The sequence below is a fragment of the Streptomyces sp. 4N124 genome (assembly GCF_052245395.1).
GTDB lineage: Bacteria > Actinomycetota > Actinomycetes > Streptomycetales > Streptomycetaceae > Streptomyces.
Genome location: NZ_JBQQBS010000025.1, coordinates 51,870 through 70,145, shown reverse-complemented (window position 1 = coordinate 70,145; position 18,276 = coordinate 51,870). Strand labels below are relative to the sequence as shown.

Annotated in this window: 16 protein-coding genes and 4 pseudogenes; 8 read left to right on the top strand and 12 right to left on the bottom strand. The window is 69.5% G+C overall.

Translation table 11 applies throughout. The features are described from left to right. Positions 1-142 precede the first annotated feature (142 nt). Positions 143-1,519: a M1 family metallopeptidase gene (locus ACTWQO_RS24785; RefSeq protein WP_443239549.1), complete on the bottom strand. Its 1,377-nt coding sequence runs from the start codon at positions 1,517-1,519 to the stop codon at positions 143-145. A gap of 213 nt (positions 1,520-1,732) precedes the next feature. Here ACTWQO_RS24785 and ACTWQO_RS24780 point away from each other — a divergent pair, with 213 nt between their 5' ends. From ACTWQO_RS24780 to ACTWQO_RS24770, 3 genes are read left to right on the top strand one after another with little or no spacing between them, the layout of a single operon-like run. Further along, positions 1,733-2,407: a response regulator gene (locus ACTWQO_RS24780; RefSeq protein WP_443239548.1), complete on the top strand. Its 675-nt coding sequence runs from the start codon at positions 1,733-1,735 to the stop codon at positions 2,405-2,407. Then, the gene (locus ACTWQO_RS24775) at positions 2,404-3,819 is read left to right on the top strand and encodes an ATP-binding protein (RefSeq protein WP_443239547.1); all 1,416 of its coding nucleotides are present in this window, start codon (positions 2,404-2,406) and stop codon (positions 3,817-3,819) included. The genes ACTWQO_RS24780 and ACTWQO_RS24775 overlap by 4 nt, the downstream gene beginning before the upstream one ends. Then, the gene (locus ACTWQO_RS24770; RefSeq protein ID WP_443239546.1) at positions 3,816-4,289 is read left to right on the top strand and encodes a hypothetical protein; all 474 of its coding nucleotides are present in this window, start codon (positions 3,816-3,818) and stop codon (positions 4,287-4,289) included. Before ACTWQO_RS24775 ends, ACTWQO_RS24770 begins: the two co-directional genes overlap by 4 nt. 917 nt (positions 4,290-5,206) lie before the next feature. On the opposite strand, the pseudogene ACTWQO_RS24765 reads toward ACTWQO_RS24770, so the two are convergent. After that, positions 5,207-5,588: pseudogene (locus ACTWQO_RS24765) on the bottom strand (hypothetical protein); the annotation flags it as partial. A gap of 213 nt (positions 5,589-5,801) precedes the next feature. Between ACTWQO_RS24765 and ACTWQO_RS24760 the strand changes: the two are divergent. Then, entirely contained in the window at positions 5,802-7,517 is a 1,716-nt protein-coding gene (locus ACTWQO_RS24760) for a DHA2 family efflux MFS transporter permease subunit (protein WP_443239545.1), read from the top strand. 46 nt (positions 7,518-7,563) lie between these two features. Here ACTWQO_RS24760 and ACTWQO_RS24755 read toward each other — a convergent pair whose 3' ends face one another. Beyond that, a complete protein-coding gene (locus ACTWQO_RS24755; protein ID WP_443239544.1) occupies positions 7,564-8,577 on the bottom strand; it encodes an RNA polymerase subunit sigma-70 in 1,014 nt (337 codons plus the stop codon). Positions 8,578-9,294: 717 nt separating this feature from the next. Between ACTWQO_RS24755 and ACTWQO_RS24750 the strand changes: the two are divergent. Continuing rightward, positions 9,295-9,700: pseudogene (locus ACTWQO_RS24750) on the top strand (hypothetical protein). Here ACTWQO_RS24750 and ACTWQO_RS24745 read toward each other — a convergent pair. Beyond that, positions 9,693-10,370, bottom strand: a pseudogene (locus ACTWQO_RS24745) (transposase); the annotation flags it as partial. The pseudogenes ACTWQO_RS24750 and ACTWQO_RS24745 sit on opposite strands and share 8 nt — an antisense overlap. 124 nt (positions 10,371-10,494) lie before the next feature. Then, positions 10,495-10,764, bottom strand: a pseudogene (locus ACTWQO_RS24740) (transcriptional repressor LexA); the annotation flags it as partial. A 214-nt stretch (positions 10,765-10,978) separates the two neighbouring features. Here ACTWQO_RS24740 and ACTWQO_RS24735 point away from each other — a divergent pair. Then, the gene (locus ACTWQO_RS24735) at positions 10,979-12,004 is read left to right on the top strand and encodes an alcohol dehydrogenase (protein WP_443239543.1); all 1,026 of its coding nucleotides are present in this window, start codon (positions 10,979-10,981) and stop codon (positions 12,002-12,004) included. A gap of 57 nt (positions 12,005-12,061) precedes the next feature. Here ACTWQO_RS24735 and ACTWQO_RS24730 read toward each other — a convergent pair whose 3' ends face one another. Further along, positions 12,062-13,516, bottom strand: coding sequence for a dihydrolipoyl dehydrogenase family protein (locus ACTWQO_RS24730; RefSeq protein WP_443239542.1), 1,455 nt, complete (start codon positions 13,514-13,516; stop codon positions 12,062-12,064). 261 nt (positions 13,517-13,777) lie between these two features. Between ACTWQO_RS24730 and ACTWQO_RS24725 the strand changes: the two genes are divergently transcribed. Further along, positions 13,778-13,915, top strand: coding sequence for a hypothetical protein (locus ACTWQO_RS24725; protein WP_443239541.1), 138 nt, complete (start codon positions 13,778-13,780; stop codon positions 13,913-13,915). Continuing rightward, the gene (locus tag ACTWQO_RS24720) at positions 13,912-14,148 is read left to right on the top strand and encodes a hypothetical protein (protein ID WP_443239540.1); all 237 of its coding nucleotides are present in this window, start codon (positions 13,912-13,914) and stop codon (positions 14,146-14,148) included. The genes ACTWQO_RS24725 and ACTWQO_RS24720 overlap by 4 nt, the downstream gene beginning before the upstream one ends. A 63-nt stretch (positions 14,149-14,211) precedes the next feature. On the opposite strand, the gene ACTWQO_RS24715 is transcribed toward ACTWQO_RS24720, so the two are convergent. The 6 genes from ACTWQO_RS24715 to ACTWQO_RS24690 all read right to left on the bottom strand — a co-directional run bounded on the left by ACTWQO_RS24715 (position 14,212) and on the right by ACTWQO_RS24690 (position 18,097). Then, positions 14,212-14,655, bottom strand: a complete 444-nt coding sequence (locus ACTWQO_RS24715) for a VOC family protein (RefSeq protein WP_443239539.1) — start codon at positions 14,653-14,655, stop codon at positions 14,212-14,214. A 59-nt stretch (positions 14,656-14,714) separates the two neighbouring features. Next, positions 14,715-15,464 (bottom strand): SDR family oxidoreductase, encoded by a 750-nt coding sequence (locus tag ACTWQO_RS24710; RefSeq protein ID WP_443239538.1) that lies wholly within the window; start codon positions 15,462-15,464, stop codon positions 14,715-14,717. Between the two features lie 67 nt (positions 15,465-15,531). After that, the gene (locus tag ACTWQO_RS24705; RefSeq protein WP_443239537.1) at positions 15,532-16,251 is read right to left on the bottom strand and encodes an SDR family oxidoreductase; all 720 of its coding nucleotides are present in this window, start codon (positions 16,249-16,251) and stop codon (positions 15,532-15,534) included. Between the two features lie 227 nt (positions 16,252-16,478). Further along, positions 16,479-16,781: a muconolactone Delta-isomerase family protein gene (locus ACTWQO_RS24700; RefSeq protein ID WP_443239536.1), complete on the bottom strand. Its 303-nt coding sequence runs from the start codon at positions 16,779-16,781 to the stop codon at positions 16,479-16,481. A 72-nt stretch (positions 16,782-16,853) separates the two neighbouring features. Continuing rightward, positions 16,854-17,219 (bottom strand): YybH family protein, encoded by a 366-nt coding sequence (locus ACTWQO_RS24695; RefSeq protein ID WP_443239535.1) that lies wholly within the window; start codon positions 17,217-17,219, stop codon positions 16,854-16,856. Between the two features lie 164 nt (positions 17,220-17,383). Further along, on the bottom strand, positions 17,384-18,097 hold the full coding sequence (locus ACTWQO_RS24690) for an SDR family NAD(P)-dependent oxidoreductase (RefSeq protein WP_443239534.1): 714 nt from the start codon (positions 18,095-18,097) through the stop codon (positions 17,384-17,386). Positions 18,098-18,276: the final 179 nt, after the last annotated feature.

Sequence of the window (18,276 nt, the reverse complement as noted above, 5' to 3'; positions counted from 1 at the left end):
AGCCGCTCGTCGTGGCGGCAGAGGACTCTGGCTTGCCCGCGAACCGGTTCAGGAACTGCCGGGTGATGCGCGGGGCGGCGACGGACTCGCCGGCCGCCACGACACGGATCGCCGTCAGCCTGGGGCAGGTTGGGGGGACCTCTTAGGGCTTGAGCTCGCCCGGCCACAGGTACTCGTCCGCGGGAACCCCCTCGTCGTGGAACCAGGCCTTGAAGAAACCGGTGAGGTCCTGGCCGCTGGTCTTTTCGGCGAAGGACTCGAAGTCGGGCCAACTCGCGTACGTGCCCCGCTGCTTCTGCGGCCACTCCTTGATCATCCGGTTGAACGCGGTGTCGCCGACCTGATGGCGCAGTGCGTGGAGCGCGAGCGGTCCGTTGGTGTAGATACTCATCGCTGCTGGCTTGCCGGGCTGGTAGAGCCTCTGCCACCAGTCGGCGTCGTCCTTGTTCTCCTCCACCTGCTCGCGGTAGCGGGAGTCGAGATCGGCGCCGTCCTTCTCCTCGTCCCACAGCCAGGTGGAGTAGGAGGCGACACACTCGCTCAGGCAGGAGTCCTCGCTCTCGGCGATGGTCACCGCGTTCCCGTACCACTGGTGGGCCTGCTCGTGGACGACGACGTCGAGGGTCATGAACTCTGAGTTGCCGGCGCCGAGATAGACGGGCCGGGTCTGCGGCGCGGTTCCAGGGCCATCGTCATTCACGTGCACGAAGACGTTGCCTGCCGACGAGTAGGGGTACGGGCCGAACTTGTCCGAGAGGAAGTCGACGATCTCCGGGAGACGGTCGGCCAGGGGCTTGGTCGACTCCCGAAGCTTCGGCGCGTACGCGTTGACCACGGGCGTGCCGTCGGGCAATTTCGATCGCTCGACGGTCAGGCGGTCGAGGGTCACGGCGACATTGGCGGGGTCGACGGCAGGCTCCAACCAGCGGAACGTGCTGTCCGACGGGCCGGAGGACGGGGTTTCCCGCCCGATGGACACCACGGCCCAGCCCTTGGGCACGGTCGCCGTGAGGCGGAAGGCCCCCTTGTCCTGGGCGTCCTCATGGGCGGGGAACCACGCGCTGGCACTGCCGAACAGCGCGCTCGCGCCGCCCGACTCGGTGGGCATCCACCCCGGTCCGGGAGTTCCGTCGTATTCGACGCGCACCCGGAACACGGCGCCGTCGCGGATCGTCTTCGCGGGTTCGATGGCGAGGTCCTTGTCGCCCTTCCGTGCGAAGTGCGCCTTCTCCGAGTCGACCTCGACCGATCGGACCTGGGGCCCGGCGAGTTGGAGGGTGAGGCTGTTCAGAGCCCCCTTCGCCTTCGCGCTGATCACGGTGACGCCGCGCAGCTTCCCGCCATCCGGCTTGTAGTCCATGGTGATGTCGTACTCGGTGACGTCGTAGTCGGTGATGTCGTACTCGGTGACGTCGGAGGCATTGCTCGTCCCCGAGGGGCCAGAGGCGCCGTCGCCGCCCTGAACGCCGACGGCCGTGCCGGTCACCGTCACCACGCCGGCCAGCGCGAGCACGGCCATGCCCGTGTGTCGCCTCCTGCGCCGACCGTCGCGCGCGTGCCGCCGAGGCGCAGCCCTGGAGTGCGGAGTCCCGGCTGAATGCTGATTCGAGATGCGTGTCATGACGATCACCGTCGCCCAGCGGTGTCCGACCCACGTCCCGGCAATGTCGCGTTCATGTCGCAGGTCGCCGCGACCGCCGGTGGACGCTCCAGGGAAGCCCATAATGATCGGGTGTCCGCATTACTGCTCATCGAGGACGATCCCAGGGTCCAGCGCGGGCTCCAGCTCGCGCTGGGCCGGCACGGCCACGACGTCCGCACAGCCGACTCCGGCGAGGAAGGGCTGCGTCAGCTGGTCGAGTCCGGCCCCGATCTCGTCGTGCTCGATCTGATGCTGCCCGGGATGGACGGCTTCGAGGTGTGCCGCCGCATCCGGTTGTCGGGCGAGGTCCCGGTGATCATGCTGACCGCACTCGGCGACGACTTCGACGTGGTCACCGGCCTGGCGGCCGGCGCGGACGACTACGTCGTCAAACCGGTCCAGCCCACGGTGCTCGACGCCCGCATCCGTGCCGTGCTGCGCCGCAGCGGCGGCGCTCCGGACGGCGTGCGGACCTTTCGCGACCTGCGGATCGACACGGACGGGCTGACGGTCTACCTGCACGGCGCCCCGGTGCCGCTGGCCCCGACCGAGCTGCGGCTGCTGCTGACGCTCTCCAGGGCTCCAGGTCGGGTCTTCACCCGGCAGCAACTGCTGGAGCAGGTGTGGGAGCACGACCACCTCGGTGACTCCCGGCTGGTCGACAACTGCGTCCAACGCCTGCGGGCGAAGATCGAGAAGAATCCCGCGGCTCCGGAGTACGTGCAGACCGTGCGCGGATTCGGCTACCGGTTCGGCCCGGCATGACGGGACCGCGGTGGCTGCGTGGGCTGCGTGCCCGGCTGCTCGTCGCGTTCGTGCTGGTGACGGCGGTCGGCGCCGCCGTGGCCGCGTGGTCCGGCGCCCGGTCGGCGAGCAGCGCGCTCGTCGCCTCCAGCGAGCAGCGGTTCACCGAGACCGTCACCGGGCGGGTCGAAGCGGTCGCACCGGAGCTGACGTATCCACCGGACCAGGACGCCCTCGACCGGCTGCGTGCGGCCGTCGGGCCCGACACCCTCGTGACCTACCGCGATCTACGGTCGGTCGACGGTCCCGCAGACGGCCTGGTGACCGACGCAACCCGCTCCGCCGTCAACGCCGACGACCGGCTGGTCACCCAGAGGATCAAGACCGACGGCCGGACGCGGCTGCTGGTCGGCATGCCCGTCCTCACCACCGCCCCGGACGGAACGCGCACCCCCTCGGGTATCGAGGTGTACGCCGTGCGCGACCTCGGCGGCATCGAGCGACAGATCGATGACCTGACCGGTTCCGCCGCCCGGACCGCCGCGCTGGCGCTGCCGCTGGCGGCGCTGCTGGCACTGCTCGCCGCGCGCAGCGTGCTGCGGCCGGTGCGCGAACTGCGCGACACCGCACGCCGCTTGGCTGACGGCGACCTCGCCGCGCGGTCGCCGCGGGTCGGCGCCGACGAACTGGCCCAGTTGAGCGGGACCGTGAACGAGATGGCCGAGTCCTTGCAGCAGTCGATGAACGCGATGGAGCGCATGCAGGCGGACGCCAAGAGGTTCGCCGCCGACGTGTCCCACGAACTGCGCACGCCGCTGAGCACCTTGACGGCCGTCGTGGAGGTACTGGCGACCACCGCCGACGACGCGCTGGATCCCGACGCACAGGAGTCCGCGCAGCTGGCGATCGACGAGACCTACCGGCTTGTCCGTCTCGTCGAGGACCTGATGGAGGTCTCCCGCTTCGACGCCGGTACTGCCCGGCTGCGGATGGAGGACGTCGACCTGGCCGCCACCGTGCGTGACTGCCTGCGCGCGCGAGGCTGGCTCGACCAGGTCGACGTCGTGACGCCCGAGCAGATCTGCCTGCGCGTGGACCGGCGCCGGGTCGACGTCGTCATGGCGAACCTCGTCGGCAACGCCCTCCGGCACGGCGGCCCACCTGTGCGGGTACACCTCGCCGCCGACTCCGGGCACGTCACGGCCACTGTCACCGACGCCGGCCCCGGGCTGCCCGAGGACGTTCTGCCGCACGTCTTCAACCGCTTCTACAAGGCCGATACCGCCCGCTCCCGTACTCCCAGCAGCGGGCTCGGTCTGGCCATCGCCCGAGAGAACGCCCGCCTGCACGGGGGCGACCTCACCGCCGGTTCGACGGCCGAGGGCGGCGCGTGCTTCGTACTGACACTGCCCCGGAACCGGGAGGAGCCGTGAGACGGATCTGGTGGATGCTGCTGCCCGTGCTGCTCACGGGCTGCGGTATCCAGCCCTCCGGAGTGATCGGGGCGGGCGAGCCGCCGACCGGTGTCGCTCCCGGTGTGACGCTCTACTTCGTCGGCGCCGACGGCGATCTTGAGCCGCGGCTGCGGCGGACAGCGCGACTGGGCACGATCTCCGATGCGGTGTCACTGCTGCTGAGCGGACCGGGCGCTTCGGGGCTGCGCACGGAGATCGCCCCGGCCGGGACGAGGCAGGTGGTGGTGACGACCGCCTCGGCGACGGTCCGGCTCATGGTGCCGTTCACCGTCGATGAGGTGACCCCGCGCGGCATTGACCAGATCGTGTGCACGGCGCTGGGAGTTCACGTGCAGAGCGGCGGGTCGAAGGACACGAAGGCGCAGGTCCAGTTCGTCCAGCCGACACCGGAGTCGGCGGAGAAGCGGACCTGCCCACTGTTCACGTGACTGCTCTGCGGCGGTGCCTGTTGCTCGGCGGAACTCGGGCGGATAGCCGCGGGGCATGACGGCCTCCGAGAGTTGCTGGACGGTCAATCGTTCAGCAACCCGACTCCATCAGCCCCGGGGCATACCGATGCACCAGCACGTCGCTCGCCGGTGGCGGACTCGGTAGAGCAGATGAGGCACCCGGTCGCCCTGGACCACCGTGTGCCGGAGGGGACACCGATGGCAGTGGCCCGATGATGGCTCGCCGGTGGCTCGAGACCGGCTCACATACACGATGAGCTGCGCAAACGCACCTCACGGCGGGGAAGGCCGGAGGAACTCGTCTCCTGCGCGGAGCAGCCGCCCCACAGGTCGAACACGCGCGAGCGATGGCAAAGATCAGCTGGCGATTCCCTATCACTTCACGTCAGCACGAGCACAGCCGGACCCTCGCTCCCGGGCGCCGTTCAGCCCATGTCGCACTCCACGGCTCCCAGCCCTCGCACCGCCCACCCGTTGCCCACGACCATCTGGCTCCCCGGCCCGGACGAGCCCAACGCCGCTCCCATCCCCGGCGCGGCGCTGCCCGCCTGGGCCCTCGACAAAATCTGTACCGAGTTCGTCGGGGACACGGCCCACGCCGCCAGTCTGCCGGCGGCCGGCGGCTCGTGCTGCTGGAGCTTGTTTCACTCGGGTGTCCGGCGTTCGGAGCTTTGCTGCGACGACCCGTCTGGCACGCTGTGGGCAGGTATGACCCCACGCCCCCGCCGTTCACAGCAGGCTGTGCGTCTATGGGCAGGCGGCACCGGTCGGTGTCGGGGAAGTACCCGTCATGGTCGGACCGGAGGGCCTGCCGGACCGGCGGGGTGATCCGAGGGCGACCCCCAGCGGCTGGGGTGCCCCTCTGGCGTTCAGTGCGTGTGTCCGCCCGGCTGACCCACGTCGGTGCAGTAGGCGTCGAACACCTCGCCAGCAGTGAGGGGTTGGAGTCTGTCTCTGCGCAGTCGCCACCCGTAGACGCGGTCGGTCGTGCCGGGGGCGCTGGTGCGCATCACGAGCCCCCCGGCGCTGTGTGTCGCGATGCCGAGGCGAGGGCTGTGGTGAATTCCAGCGCTTCGGTCTCGTCGAGTTGACTCTCACCTCGGCATTGGCGTCGGCGTGCAGGACGGCGACGGGGGGTTCGGGCGCAGCAGAGACGCTGCAGACGAGGTGGTGGCTGCCGGGGCCGATGGTGTCGAGGATGCGCAGGAGCAGGTTCGAGGCGTGGGTGAAGGCAACGCGGCCTATGTCTTCTCCGCAGGTGGCGCAGGGGCTGCGACGGCACCGGCGCAAGATCTCCAGTGCGGTCCGGAAGGCAACCCCCGCCGTGCGACCCAACTCACAACTGATTTGCGTTACCTGACTAGATCCTCCGACATTGTCGAGTGATAAAGTCCGTTGAACGGAAGCTCGCTGCCTCCCCTTCGTTCCGTGCACCCGCCCCTGCCCTCGGGGGCATTGCCCGGACCCCCTTCACGAAAGGACCGCCCTCCCATGCGTGTGTTCATGAACGAACCGGTCGAGAGAATGGACCGGCCCTACGCCCGGCGCTGGTGGGCGCTGCTCGTGCTCTGTCTGAGCCTGCTGATGATCGTGATGGCCAACACCGCCCTCACGGTCGCGGCCCCCTCCATGACCCAGGACCTCGGCCTGACCAGCACGGACCTGCAGTGGGTCATCGACGGCTACACCGTCCCTTACGCCGCCCTGATGCTGCTGTTCGCCGCGATCGGCGACAAGTACAGCCGACGCGGCGCACTCGTTCTCGGGCTCGTCCTGTTCGGCGGCGGAGCAATAGGGGGTTCACTCGTCGACGGCGCGGCCGGAGTCATCGCGGCCCGTGCCGTGATGGGCGTCGGCGCGGCGCTCATCATGCCCGCCACGCTCTCCCTCCTTGCCGCGACCTTCCCGCGCGTCGAGCGGACCAAGGCCATCACCTTGTGGGCTGGCACCGCCGGTATCGGCATCGCCGCCGGACCGCTGATCGCGGGCATGCTGCTGGAGAGCTTCAGCTGGCAGTCCACCTTCCTGATCAACGTTCCCGTGATCGCCCTCGCCATCGTCGGCACCTTCGCCCTGGTACCGCCGTCCAAGGCCACGCACGCGCCGCGGATCGACTACGTCGGTGGACTGCTGTCGGTGGTGTGGATCGCCGCGCTGGTCTTCACGCTCATCGAGGCCCCGCACGGCTGGGACGCCAAGGCCCTCACGGGCACGGTCGTCACGGTCGTGGGGCTCGTGGCGTTCGTTCTCTGGGAGCTGCACCACCCGCACCCCCTCCTCGACCCGCGCCGCTTCGCGAACCGCGCGTTCACGGGCGCCAACATCGCCGTCGTACTGTTCCTCCTCGCGGTCTTCGGCGCCTTCTACTACCTCACCCAGCACCTCCAGTTCGTCTTGCGATACGACGCGTTGGAGACCGGCATACGCATGCTGCCGCTCGCCGGCGCGGTCTTCGCCGGCTCCGCGCTGACGGGCTACCTCACCCCGCGCATCGGCATGAAGGCGACGATCGTCGCGGGCATGCTCGGCGGCACGACGTCACTCGCGCTGCTCACCCAGGTCGACAAGTCGTCGTCGTACGGCGATTTCGTGGCACCCCTCGTCGCACTCGGGCTCGCGATCGGCCTGGCGCTCTCGCCCTGCACGGACGCGATCATGGGTGCGTTCCCCGAGGAGGAGCTGGGCGTGGGCAGCGCGGTCAACGACACCTCGCAGGAACTGGGCGGGGCGATCGGCATCGCCATCATCGGTTCGCTGCTGTCGACCTCGTACTCGTCGAACCTGTCGGACGCGACCGCCGGCAGCAAGCTCCCGGCCGACGCGCTGAGCCAGGCACAGGACTCGGTCGCCGCCGGGTACGGCGTCGCCGAGGGCATCGGCGACCAGGCACGACAGCTCACCGAACAAGCAGCGCGGGCGACCGACCCGCAGCAGGCAGCACAGCTCCACGAGCAGGCCGGCCAACTCACCAACGGCGCCCACCAGATGGCGGACGCGGTCGGCTCGTCCTTCGCGGACGCGGTAGCCCACACCAGCCTGGTGGGCGCGGCGATCCTGGGGGTGGGCGCCGTGACCGTGGCCTTCCTGCTTCCGGGCAAGGGCAGAGCGGCGGGCACAGCGGCGGAGCGTGGATCCAGGCCCGGTGAAGGAGACATGACCTCGGCCCCCTTGGAGAAGGAGCCCGAGTTCACGCGTGCGAATCCGTAGCAACCCACACGCGCGCCACCGCGAAGCGCCAGCGTGCGCACCGGGACTACTCCGTGCCGTCAGCGGGCAGGCGCTCGGGCAGCCCGAGTCGCGGGAACTGGTCTTCGTGGAACGTGACGATCTCGGTGATCGCCCCGCTGGTGACGCGTAGGACGTCGATCGTCAGCGGCAGGTAGGCGCCCTCCTGCTTCTGCCAGAGGTAGAAGGCGGCGGCGGGCTGCCGGTTCACGGAGGTGAGGATGGCGCGCAGGCCCTTCATGCCCTCGAAGCCGTCCTCGACCCAGTTGTTGACCACTGTGTCGCGGCCGATGTGCAGGCCCGGCGTGGGCGGCATCGAGCAGCGGACGTCGTCCCGCAGCATCGCGGCGAGCGCCGGGATGTCCGTGGCCACGCTGGCGTCGGTGAAGCGGCGCACCAGCTCGCGCGTGCCGGCGTCCTGTTCGCCGCCGGTCCAGTCCTGCCGCTCGGCGGGTAGGTGCTCCCGCATGCCGGCGCGGGCCCGCTGCAGCGCGCTGTTCACGGAGTTGACGGAGTCCCCGAGGGCTTCCGCGACATCCTTCGCCGGCCAGCCGAGCACGTCCCGCAGGATGAGCACGGCCCGCGGGCGCGGCGCGAGGTGCTGGACGGCGACCAGGTACGCCAGCTCGATCGTCTCCCGCGCGACGGCGACGGCCTCCGGCTCGTCCGCGTCGCCCGCGGGCAGCTCGTCGAGCAGCCGGTCGGGGTAGGGCTGCAGCCACAGCACCTCGCCGCCGGTCGCGGGCTCCGGGCGGCGCTTGGCGAGCAGGTCCAGGCAGGCGTTGGTGGCGATCCGGTACAGCCAGGCCCGGAACGTCGATCGCCCTTCGAAGGTCTCCCGCCGCCGCCAGGCACGCAGGAACGTCTCCTGCACGGTGTCCTCGGCATCATCGAACGATCCGAGCATCCGGTAGCAGTGCACGTGCAGCTCCCGCCGGTGCCGCTCCGCCAGCTCCGAGAACGCCGGCTCGTCGACCTCGCCCAGCCCACTCTCGCCCAACCCGCTCACGCCCAACTCCTCCAGCCGCGTGTCCGCACTCATCACGTCATCCTTCCGCCTCGTCCAGTCCCGTCGTAGGTGTGACGGGTGCGGGCGCGAAAACTCATCACTGGGGTCGGTCGGCATGGCTGAGCGTTTGATGCGGCTGGCGAGCCGATGGCCCGGGAATGCTCCGGATCTTGGTCTGAGGTCCGACGCGGCGCATGTTCCGCGTCCGCGTGGGGTGGGTGGATTCCGGGGGCCGACTCCGCTGTCGGCGAGGTGCCTCCAGTGTCCGGGTCATGCGCCGGTCGACGTGCTGAAGCATGGTGGTTCTGGCTTACCAGCGGTCGGCCGAGCGTGCGCGGTCGCTCTCGGTCGGCTCGCCTACGGCGCCGACTGGACCTCGGAGGGGTCTGATGCTCGCTTCCAGGGCCTCATGCTGCGCGGTGGCTGTCACTACCAGCCCCATCCGTCTGCATACAGAACCCGGCGTACAGCCCTGCTCGTCTGCCGCTCTACGTTTCTGCAGGTCAGAGGCCACGTTTAGTAGTTGAATAAACCCTTGGGGAAGGCGGCGGACGGCGGGACGGGAAGCAGCGAGCGTACTCAGCAGTATTGTCCGCGTACTCGACCGCTGAAAGCCAGATCGCGGCATCCCTGCCGCCCTTCTTGGGGTCCTTCGGCGACGACGACCCTTTGCACGGGCGGGGTGCCCCTATGTGGTTCGTCAAGGAAATCGGGCTGCATCAGAGACGTGAGCACAGGCAGCATGGCGGTGTGTCTGATCTGCTGTGGGACGACGTCCAGTACGTCTTCGACTTGAATGAGATGGGGAGGCTGCCGGACGTGCGCGTCCCTCATACCTCGGTGGAGGATTGGCAGGCGGTTCTCGACCTGATCAGCGCGAGTGCCTGGAAGTGCCAGTACTCCGAGGGCGAGGTTGTGATGCCGGTGCCCCGGGCGGAGGCAGTGCTGTCCCGGCCGGCTGACGCCGAGTGCCCGGACCTGCGGGTCTGGCCGACAGCAGACGTGCTGGCGATTCTGCGGCTTCCTGCGGGCGATCGGGCGACGGCTGGGCAGGCCGGTGCTGATGGATCCGGAGGGCGATTACGGGCACCCGGTTCTCGGGTTCGATGTTGAAGCCGATCGGGTCGTTCTCCTGGCTGAACCGCCGGTCAGCTGATCGCTGATGCCGGCTGCGGTTCGTAGAAGGTTCCGTCTCGGAGCATGGCGAAGAGCACGTCGGCCCGGCGGCGGGCGAGGCAGAGCAGGGCCTGGGTGTGGTGCTTTCCTTGGGCGATCTTCTTGTCGTAGCAGGCCCTTGATCCCGGGTCGGCCAGGGCGGCGAACGCGGAGAGGAAGAAGTCCCGCTTCAGCTGCTTGTTGCCGTGGCGGGAGGGCTGTTCACCGCGGATCGAGGAGCCTGAACTCCTGGTCGTCGGAGCCAGGCCCGTGTAGGAGGCCAGGTGGGCGCGGTGGGGAAGTTGGTGCCGTCGCCGACGTCGATGAGGATCCGGGCTCCGGACTATCAGCGCTGCCGCGTCCGTGCCGGGGACGACGACCGTCTGCTCGTCCAGCGCGGCGAAGACGTCGTCGACCAGGCGCTCGGCCATCCGCGGGGCCTTGGCGCGTATCAGGCCGACCAGCTGGGGGCGCCCGGCCTTCCTCAACTGGGCCGGAGAGCCGAACCGTTCGAGCATCAGTAGCACGGCCGGGCGCTGGACGCGCGGGCCCAGGACCCGCTCCAGCGACGGGTGGATCTGGGTCAGCAGACCGCGGAGCCGATTGGAAATGCGGGTGGCCTCGCCCGCCAGGTCGTCGTCGAAGCCCACGATCATCTGCAGCTCGGCGATGCCGGGCGCGAGACTCGCGGCGCTGCTGCCCGCGCCGGACCAGGGAGTCTCCGACGATGCGGTACGCGCGGGGGCGGCCCGGGTCACGGGCGAGGATTCCCTTCTCTTCCAACTGTTTGACGTGGTAGGCGGTGGTCGAAGTGCTGGCCAGTCCCACCGCATCGCCGATGTCCCGCAGCGAGGGCGGGAATCCTCGCAGCTGCGTTGCCTGGCGGATGAAATTGAGGACCTGCCGCTGCCGATCCCCCAGGGCGGCCTCGGCCGAAGGAGCAGTGTCCTCGGTGCCCGGGCCGGACTGCCCTCTGGAGCGTCGGCGACGTGCGTCGGCGACGCAGTCGCCGCTCGGTTCCTCAACACACGCGGAGCCCCTGGCAGCACGTGTTGCCAAGCCCATCGGGCAGTGGTGGGATGGGTGTGCTCTCGTGTCCGACTGCGGGGGAGGTGACCGCCAGGCGATGCCTGTCTGCCCACACCCGAACTGCCCGACCGGACGGCCGTAGTCGTGTGGTCAGGCGCAGAGACTGTCCCTCAACCCCCTTCTCAGCGTGCGGTTGCCCCGCAGCCATCCACTGCGCCGAGGGCCGCCGCCCCTGGTTCCGGAGACACGTATGAACACCTATCGAGCCGCGCAGGTCGCCACCGCGAACGGATCCTTCGAGATCGTCGAGCGCGAGATACCCCGTCCGGGCCCCGGTCACGTACGGATCGCCGTCGAGGCGTGCGGAATCTGCCACAGCGACGACTTCTTTGTGAGCGCCGGCATGCCCGGCGTGCGATTCCCGCTGGTTCCGGGACACGAGGTCGCCGGACGCATCGAGGAACTCGGCGAAGGAACCGAGGCCGGGAACTGGAACGTGGGAGACCGGGTCACGGTGGGCTGGTTCGGAGGCAGCTGCGGTCACTGCACTCCCTGCCGCCAGGGCGACTTCATCGTCTGCGACAACCTCAAGATTCCCGGCTACGCCTACGACGGAGGCTTCGCCGAAGCGATGATCGCGCCGATCGACGCCCTGGCCCGGATCCCCGAAGCCATGGCGGTGACCGACGCGGGACCCATGGCCTGCGCGGGCGTCACGACGTACAACGGCCTGCGGCGCAGCTCCGCCCGGCCGGGCGATCTGGTGGCCGTACTGGGCATTGGTGGTCTCGGCCATCTGGGGGTGCAGTACGCGGTGGCCATGGGCTTCGAGACGGTGGCCATCGCCCGAGGCGCGGAGAAGGCCGACTTCGCCAAGCAACTGGGAGCGCACCACTACATCGACAGCACGGGGACGACACCGGTCGCGGAGTCCCTGCTGTCCCTGGGCGGTGCCAGGGCCGTCCTGGCCACGGCCGGAAGCGCCGACGCCATCGCGGCAACGGTCGACGGCATGACGCATCGTGGCGAACTCGTCGTCATCGGAGCGAGCCCCGACCCGCTGGGAATCAGCCCGTTCCAGCTGATCCTGCGGGGCAGGACCGTGCGCGGCCACCCGTCCGGCACCGCGCAGGACGTGCAGGACACCATGGCGTTCAGCGTCCTGCACAGGATCCGCCCCATGGTGGAGACCGTGCCGCTGAGCGAGGCCGACACGGCCTATCGGAAGATGCTCTCCGGCAGCGCGCGCTTCCGGATGGTGCTCACCACCGGCTGACCCGGCAGGTCGGGCCGTAGCGGTTCCGGCGCCACGGCCCGACCTGGGGGCGTCAGGTCACCTGCCCGGCCGATCCCGGTAGGTCTCGAGGATGCGCAGCCAGACCTCACTGATCGTCGGGAAGGCGGGGACGGCGTGCCACAGCCGTTCCACCGGCGCCTCACTGGCGATCACAACGGTCGCCGAGTACAGGAGTTCCTGAGTCCCGGGACCGACGAAGGTCACGCCGACGACCGTGCCGCGATCGACGTCGATCAGCACCCGTGCCCTGCCCCGGTAGCCGTCGGCATACTGGACCGCGCCCGCGACGCGGCCGATGTCGTAGTCCACGACGTCGACCCGGCGCCCGGTGCGCTCCGCTTCCCGCGTCGTCAGCCCGACACTGGTCACCTCGGGTTCGGAGAAGACCACCTGCGGCACGGCGGCACTGTCGGCCGTCGAAGCGTGCCTGCCCCACCGGCCGTCGTCGAGTGGCTCACCCTTGGCGCGTGCTCCGATGACGGCGCCCGCGATCCGCGCCTGGTACTTCCCCTGATGTGTCATCAGGGCCCGGTGGTTGACGTCACCAACGGCGTAGAGCCACCCGTCGGCGATGTCCGTCACCCGGTACGAGTCGTCCACGGTCAGCCAGTCGCCGGGGGGCAGGCCGATGGTCTCCAGGCCGATGTCCGCGGTGTGCGGCGCCCGGCCGGTGGCGAACAGGATCTCGTCCGCGACCAGTGACTCTCCGTCATCGAGCGTGATGCGTACGGGACTTCCCGCGCCGTCCTCCCGGGCGACTGCGGTCACCGATGTACCGAAGCGAAGATCGGTTCCGGCGGCGCGCAGGGCGTCGGCCACCATCTCGCCCGCGAACGGCTCCATCCGGTTGAGCAGTCCCTTGTCCCCGCGGACCAGCATGGTCACCTGGCAGCCGAGCGCCTGCCACGCCGTGGCCATCTCGACGGCCACCACTCCGCCTCCCACCACGACGAGCCGGTCCGGCACGTGCCGGGCGGCGGTCGCGTCACGGTTCGTCCAGGGACGCACCTGTTCCAGTCCCGGCAGATCGGGAAAGGCGGTGACGGTCCCGGTGCACACGCCGACGGCGTGCCGGGCGGTCAGGCGCACGGTCTCCCCGTCCGCCGTTTCCACGACGACCTGTCGTGGCCCGTCCAGCCGGCCGTGGCCGCGCACCAGGTCCACGGACACCGAATTGAGCCATTCGACCTGGTCGTCGTCCTGCCAGTAGGCGGACATCTTGTCGCGGTGGGCAAAGACCGCGGGAACGTCCAGCGGGCCCTCGACCGCTCGCCTGAGCCCCGGAACCCGGCGGGCGTCGGCACGCGCCACCACGGGGCGCAGCAGGGCCTTGCTCGGCTCACATGCCCAGAACGAGCATTCTCCGCCGAGCAACTCGTTCTCCACGATCACTGTGGTGAGCCCGGCGGCACGGGTGCGCTCGGCGAGATTCTCTCCCGCAGGACCCGCGCCGAGAACCACCATGTCGTAGGCGCCGGAAGTGCCGTCCATGTCTGCTCCCGTCCTTTGTTGTGCCTGGTGCGGCTGACGGGCGCCCGGAACGGGAGGGTCACTGTGTGACGATGGCACTCGTTCGACGTCTCGGCAGCGCTTTTCCAGTGTGCTACCGCGGCCGGGTCGCCGCCCGGTGCGCGGCGGGAGCCAGGACCGGCGGAGCGCCACCGGCGCCGTCCGGATGCGTCAGGCGTCGCGCGGAAGCCGGACTGCACCGAGCGACGGCCGCAACCTCTCACCGCGGAAGAAGAGGCCGTTGTGCGGTCACTCAGTCGCCTCATCCACGCCCTGCCTCGCGCGATCGACGCCGACATGGCGCTGGAGCAGCGGCTGTCGCTCATCGAGTGTCTGGCGCTGATGAACCTGCCCGAGGCCCGGACCGACAGTTGTGCGTGAGCGATCTCGCCGCCGCGATAGAGATGTCGCTCAGCGGTACGACGCGTCTGGCGGCCGCCCGGCCGGAGAGTCAGGGACTCATCCGACGGGTCAGGTCGGAAGCAGACGCCCGCGGCTGGAACGCCCTTCTCACCGAAGCCGGACTGGCCCGGTCAGAGGAGGCCCGGCCTTCCAACCTGGCCTCCGTCCGCCGCCACTTCCTCGACCACCTGGCGGGCCTGGACCTCGAGTAACTCGCGGCGGCTCTGCGGAACGTGGCCACTTGAGGTGAGCGCCTCGGTGAGTGCGAGTCGGCTTCAGCGGCCCGGAAGCCGTTCGGTGATCTCCTGCACGGTCCAGCCGTTGCCGTCCGGGTCGCTGAACGAGACGAACGAGGCGTAACTGCGCCGCTCGGGATCGGGGCCGGACACACGGGCCTTCGTGTCCGCGTGATGGAACACTCCACCGGCATCGTGGAAGACCTCACTGACGTCGGCCCCGCTGCGGACCAGCTCAGCCCGTGCCGCCTCGATGTCCGAGACCACGAGGTGAAGCCCCTCGGCGGACCCTGGAGCGGCCGAGCTGACCCCGTCACCGAAAATCACCGAGCAAGCGGAACCGGGCGGTGTCAGCTGCACCACACGAAGGCCGTCATCGGCGGTGAAGTCGGCGTCCAGCCGCCATCCCAGCCCTTCGTAGAAGCCCTTCGACCGGTCGACGTCGGCCACCGGTATCACCACGACTTCGAGTTTCATGTCCATGATGGATCCTTTCCGGGATGATCGTCGGCCGCCGCGCCTCTCAGGGGGCCGTCGTGGCGTCAGGCGGGCAGCAACTGCTGGCCGCCGTCTATGTCGTATGTGGCGCCCGTCAGTGCCTCGTTGACCATGATGTGTACGGCCAGAGCGGCGACGTCGTCCGGACCGACGACCCTCCGTATCGGGAGCGTGGCCCGCAGTTCTTCCCGCCGCGCTTCGAGCTGATCGCCCAGGAGCGAGGCGGACAGAGGCGTGTCGACGAATCCGGCGGCGATGAGGTTCACTCGGACCGGCGCCAGTTCGAGGGCCAGGTTGGCGGTCAGGGCGGGCAGGGCTGCCGTGAGTGCGGCGGTGACGGTTCTGCCGACGCCGGGGCGGCGACCACCGGTGCCGCCGATGAACAACAGCGTTCCCGCCGCGCGGACCACGGGCCGGCTGTACTTGGCGACTCCCAGAGTGAGGGCGAGGCGTTCGCCGAAGTGGCGGCGCGCTTCTTCGAGATCCATGTCGGCCAAGGGCGCGTATGACGGGGAGCCGGCTGTCGAGATGACGTGGTCGACCGGGCCGGGCAGGTCCTGGAAGAACCGCTGGAGGCGGTCGAAGTCAGCGGCGTCGACGGTCGCGGTCCGCACCGGCCGGACTTCGGCCGCCGCCTGCTCCAGCCGCTCCCGGTTGCGTCCGACCATGACGACCTGACCGCCGCAGTCCCGTACGTGACGCGCCGTCGCGAGTCCGATCCCTGAACTTGCGCCGATCACCACCACGGTCTGGTCCGCCAGGTCGCGGGGGTGATGCGGGATGCTGCCCGGCATCTGCACCTCCGGTGATCGCTGAGCGAGCGGGGACGGCTCAGCAGGGCCGGGCCGTCGCTGTCGTGCGTCAGACAAGTGACCGGCCACCGCGCAGTTCGGGGTACAACTCGGCCGGTCCTCCGGGGAGGGCGGCCCGGACCTGCTTGCTGACGTCGTCGGCCAGCACCTCGTGATGGCCTGCCGCAACACCGTCGAGGGTTGCGCGAGCCACCTCGCCGGGGTCGGACTTCGGCCCCGGCACGCTCGCCGCCATGTCGGTCGCGAGATAACTGACGTGCAGAGCGGTGACCTGCGTGCCCTGTTCCGCAAGGGCCACGCGCAAGGCGTTGGTCATCGACCACTCGGCGGCCTTGGCCGCTGCGTATCCCGCACTGACCGGGATGGAGACCCAGGAGAGCACCGAGAGTACGTTGACGATGGCGCCGCCGCCGTTGCGCGCGAGCACTGGGGCGAAGGCCCTGCTCATCGCGAGCGTACCGACCACATGCGTCTCGAACTCCAGCCGGAATGCTTCCAGGTCGGCCGTGAGAATGCCCGCGCGGGTGGTGGAACCGGCGTTGTTGACGAGCAGTGTCACGTCCTGGGCCTGACGGGCCGCCGCACTGACGGACTCGTGGTCGGTGATGTCCACTGCGATCGGGACGGCTCCCGCTACGGCGACCTTCGAGGGGTCGCGGGCCCCGGCGTAGACCTTGGCCGCTCCGGCTTCGAAGAGAGCCCGTACGAACTGTTCGCCGAGTCCTCGGTTGGCGCCCGTGACGAACGCGACGCATCCTTGCAGATTCACAGAGACCTCCCCCGGTACGGGGACAGAACGGTCATGGATCATCGTTCGGGTGGGGTGCAACAGCGTGCCCGGCCTCCTCGAAGCTACCGCGCTCGGTTGTCCGCCACCATTCGAAGCACCCGCGCTCCGGAGGCAGCCCGGATCGGGCGGCGGGCCGGGCGGGGAAGGGCCGTTGCCTCTTCACCGAACCCTTCTGGCAGGGTCGGTCAGAGGTGGCCGTAAGAGCATCAGGCGGCTGTGCCGGCCCTGCCGGGGTCATTGGGGTGGGATTGCAGAGGGGTGACGGCCGCGGTCATCCAGGGCCACAGCGGCAGGGTGCCGAGCACCTTCTCCCGAAGCTCGGCTTCGTCGTCGGCGCGCCACAGGCCGATGCTGCGCAGTTCCCCGACAGGGCGCCACAGGCGTACGAGGTGTCCGCCGGCTGTGAGTTCCCTGGCGCGTACGGATTCCGCAGCGCGGATCCGGTCGACCTCGGCCGGGTCGGTGCCTTCGGGGACGGTGGTGGTGAGTTCGACGAGGAATTCACGCATGGTCTTTCTCCATTTCGGCCAAGGCGTCATGGACGCCGATGATCGAGGGGTGAACGAGAGGGACATGGACCGTCAGTCCTGGGCGATGAACCGGGAGACGTGGTACTGGCGGATCCTCCAGTCGCTGTTCTCGCGGTGCAGAACGAGGGACAAGTGGACCTTGGCCTCCCATCCGTCCGCGCCGGTGAAGGTGACGTCCGCGAAGCCGCCGGCGACGTGGTCGCCGAGGCTGTAGGTGTGGAGGACCGTCACATTGGCCCGTCGGTCGGCGTCGACTGCCTCGTAGTACGCGCGTACCGCGTCCCGGCCGGCCACGACCGTCGGTCCGAAGCCTTGGAAGAGCGCGTCCTTCGTGTACAACTCCGCGATCACGTCCGGCTGGTGGTTGTCGAAGGCGGCCTTCCATCGGTCGAGCACGTCGTGCATCGGGTGGCTCATGGTCCTGCTCCTCTTTCTTGTTCGGTCATGGCCCTTGTCATTCATGGTCCGCTCTTCGACTCCGCCCCTGATCTCGAAGCGCCAGGCCTCGGACGGTCGCCGGAGCGGACCTACCTGCGGACCACCCGGCACGGGCGCGGCCAGGGCGGGACTGCTCGGCGTGGTCAGTGCCCGGCGCTCTGCCCACCGTCGACGGGCAGGATCACACCGGTCACGAAGGGGGCCTCCTCCAGGTAGACCACCGCGTCGGTGATGTCGCTGATCTCGCCCATGCGACCCACCGGGTGCAGTTCGGCGAGGGTCGCGTGGTACTCCTCCGGGTGCATGGGCGTCTTGATCGTGCCCAGGGCGACCGCGTTGGAGCGGATCCCCTGGGAGGCGTACTCGATGGCCAGGGCCTTGGTGGCGGCCTGGAGCCCGCCCTTGGACAGGGAGGCGAGTACGGAGGGCACGTGGGAGTTGGGGTGCTCGACGAGGCTGGTCGTGATCTGCACGATGTGTCCGCCGCCCTGCCTGAGCATCTGCTCGATCGCGAGTTGGCTCATCCGGAAGAAGCCGTTGACGTTCACGCCCATCGCCGCGTCGTAGTCGTCCTCGGTGAACTCGGTGAACGGCTTGGAGATGAAGATCCCCGCGTTGTTGACGAGCGTGTCGATGCGACCGAACCGCTCCAGGCCAGCCGCGATGACGCGCTCGGCGGTGGCGCGGTCGGAGACGTCCCCCTGGATGGCCAGTACGTCGACGTCGTGCGACTCCTCGATGGTGCGCGAGGTGGCGACGACGGCGTAGCCCAGCTTGCGGTAGGCGGTGACGAGCCCCGCGCCGATGCCCTGTGATGCGCCGGTGATGACGGCGACCTTCTGTCCCTGGGTGTTCATGATGGCCTCCCTGCGGGTGATGAAAGCGGCCCTAGCCGACCGGTCATCTAAAAGTAGATGACCGGTCGAGAATGGTCAACGCAAGAGCCTGCGATCTGGGACGCCGGGCCGATGTCAGACCTCACTGCTCCTGTGAGAGCGCGATGCGGGCCGAGAGTGGCGCGGCGGGCTGTGACGGG

Bases quoted from the DNA above. Each gene is read 5' to 3' on its own strand.
- ACTWQO_RS24755 (WP_443239544.1), bottom strand. From the start codon at position 8,577: ATGAGTGCGGACACGCGGCTGGAGGAGTTGGGCGTGAGCGGGTTGGGC.
- ACTWQO_RS24700 (WP_443239536.1), bottom strand. From the start codon at position 16,781: ATGCGTGAATTCCTCGTCGAACTCACCACCACCGTCCCCGAAGGCACC.
- ACTWQO_RS24735 (WP_443239543.1), top strand. From the start codon at position 10,979: ATGAACACCTATCGAGCCGCGCAGGTCGCCACCGCGAACGGATCCTTC.
- ACTWQO_RS24690 (WP_443239534.1), bottom strand. From the start codon at position 18,097: ATGAACACCCAGGGACAGAAGGTCGCCGTCATCACCGGCGCATCACAG.
- ACTWQO_RS24715 (WP_443239539.1), bottom strand. From the start codon at position 14,655: ATGGACATGAAACTCGAAGTCGTGGTGATACCGGTGGCCGACGTCGAC.
- ACTWQO_RS24695 (WP_443239535.1), bottom strand. From the start codon at position 17,219: ATGAGCCACCCGATGCACGACGTGCTCGACCGATGGAAGGCCGCCTTC.
- ACTWQO_RS24775 (WP_443239547.1), top strand. From the start codon at position 2,404: ATGACGGGACCGCGGTGGCTGCGTGGGCTGCGTGCCCGGCTGCTCGTC.
- ACTWQO_RS24760 (WP_443239545.1), top strand. From the start codon at position 5,802: ATGCGTGTGTTCATGAACGAACCGGTCGAGAGAATGGACCGGCCCTAC.
- ACTWQO_RS24730 (WP_443239542.1), bottom strand. From the start codon at position 13,516: ATGGACGGCACTTCCGGCGCCTACGACATGGTGGTTCTCGGCGCGGGT.
- ACTWQO_RS24710 (WP_443239538.1), bottom strand. From the start codon at position 15,464: ATGCCGGGCAGCATCCCGCATCACCCCCGCGACCTGGCGGACCAGACC.
- ACTWQO_RS24785 (WP_443239549.1), bottom strand. From the start codon at position 1,519: ATGGCCGTGCTCGCGCTGGCCGGCGTGGTGACGGTGACCGGCACGGCC.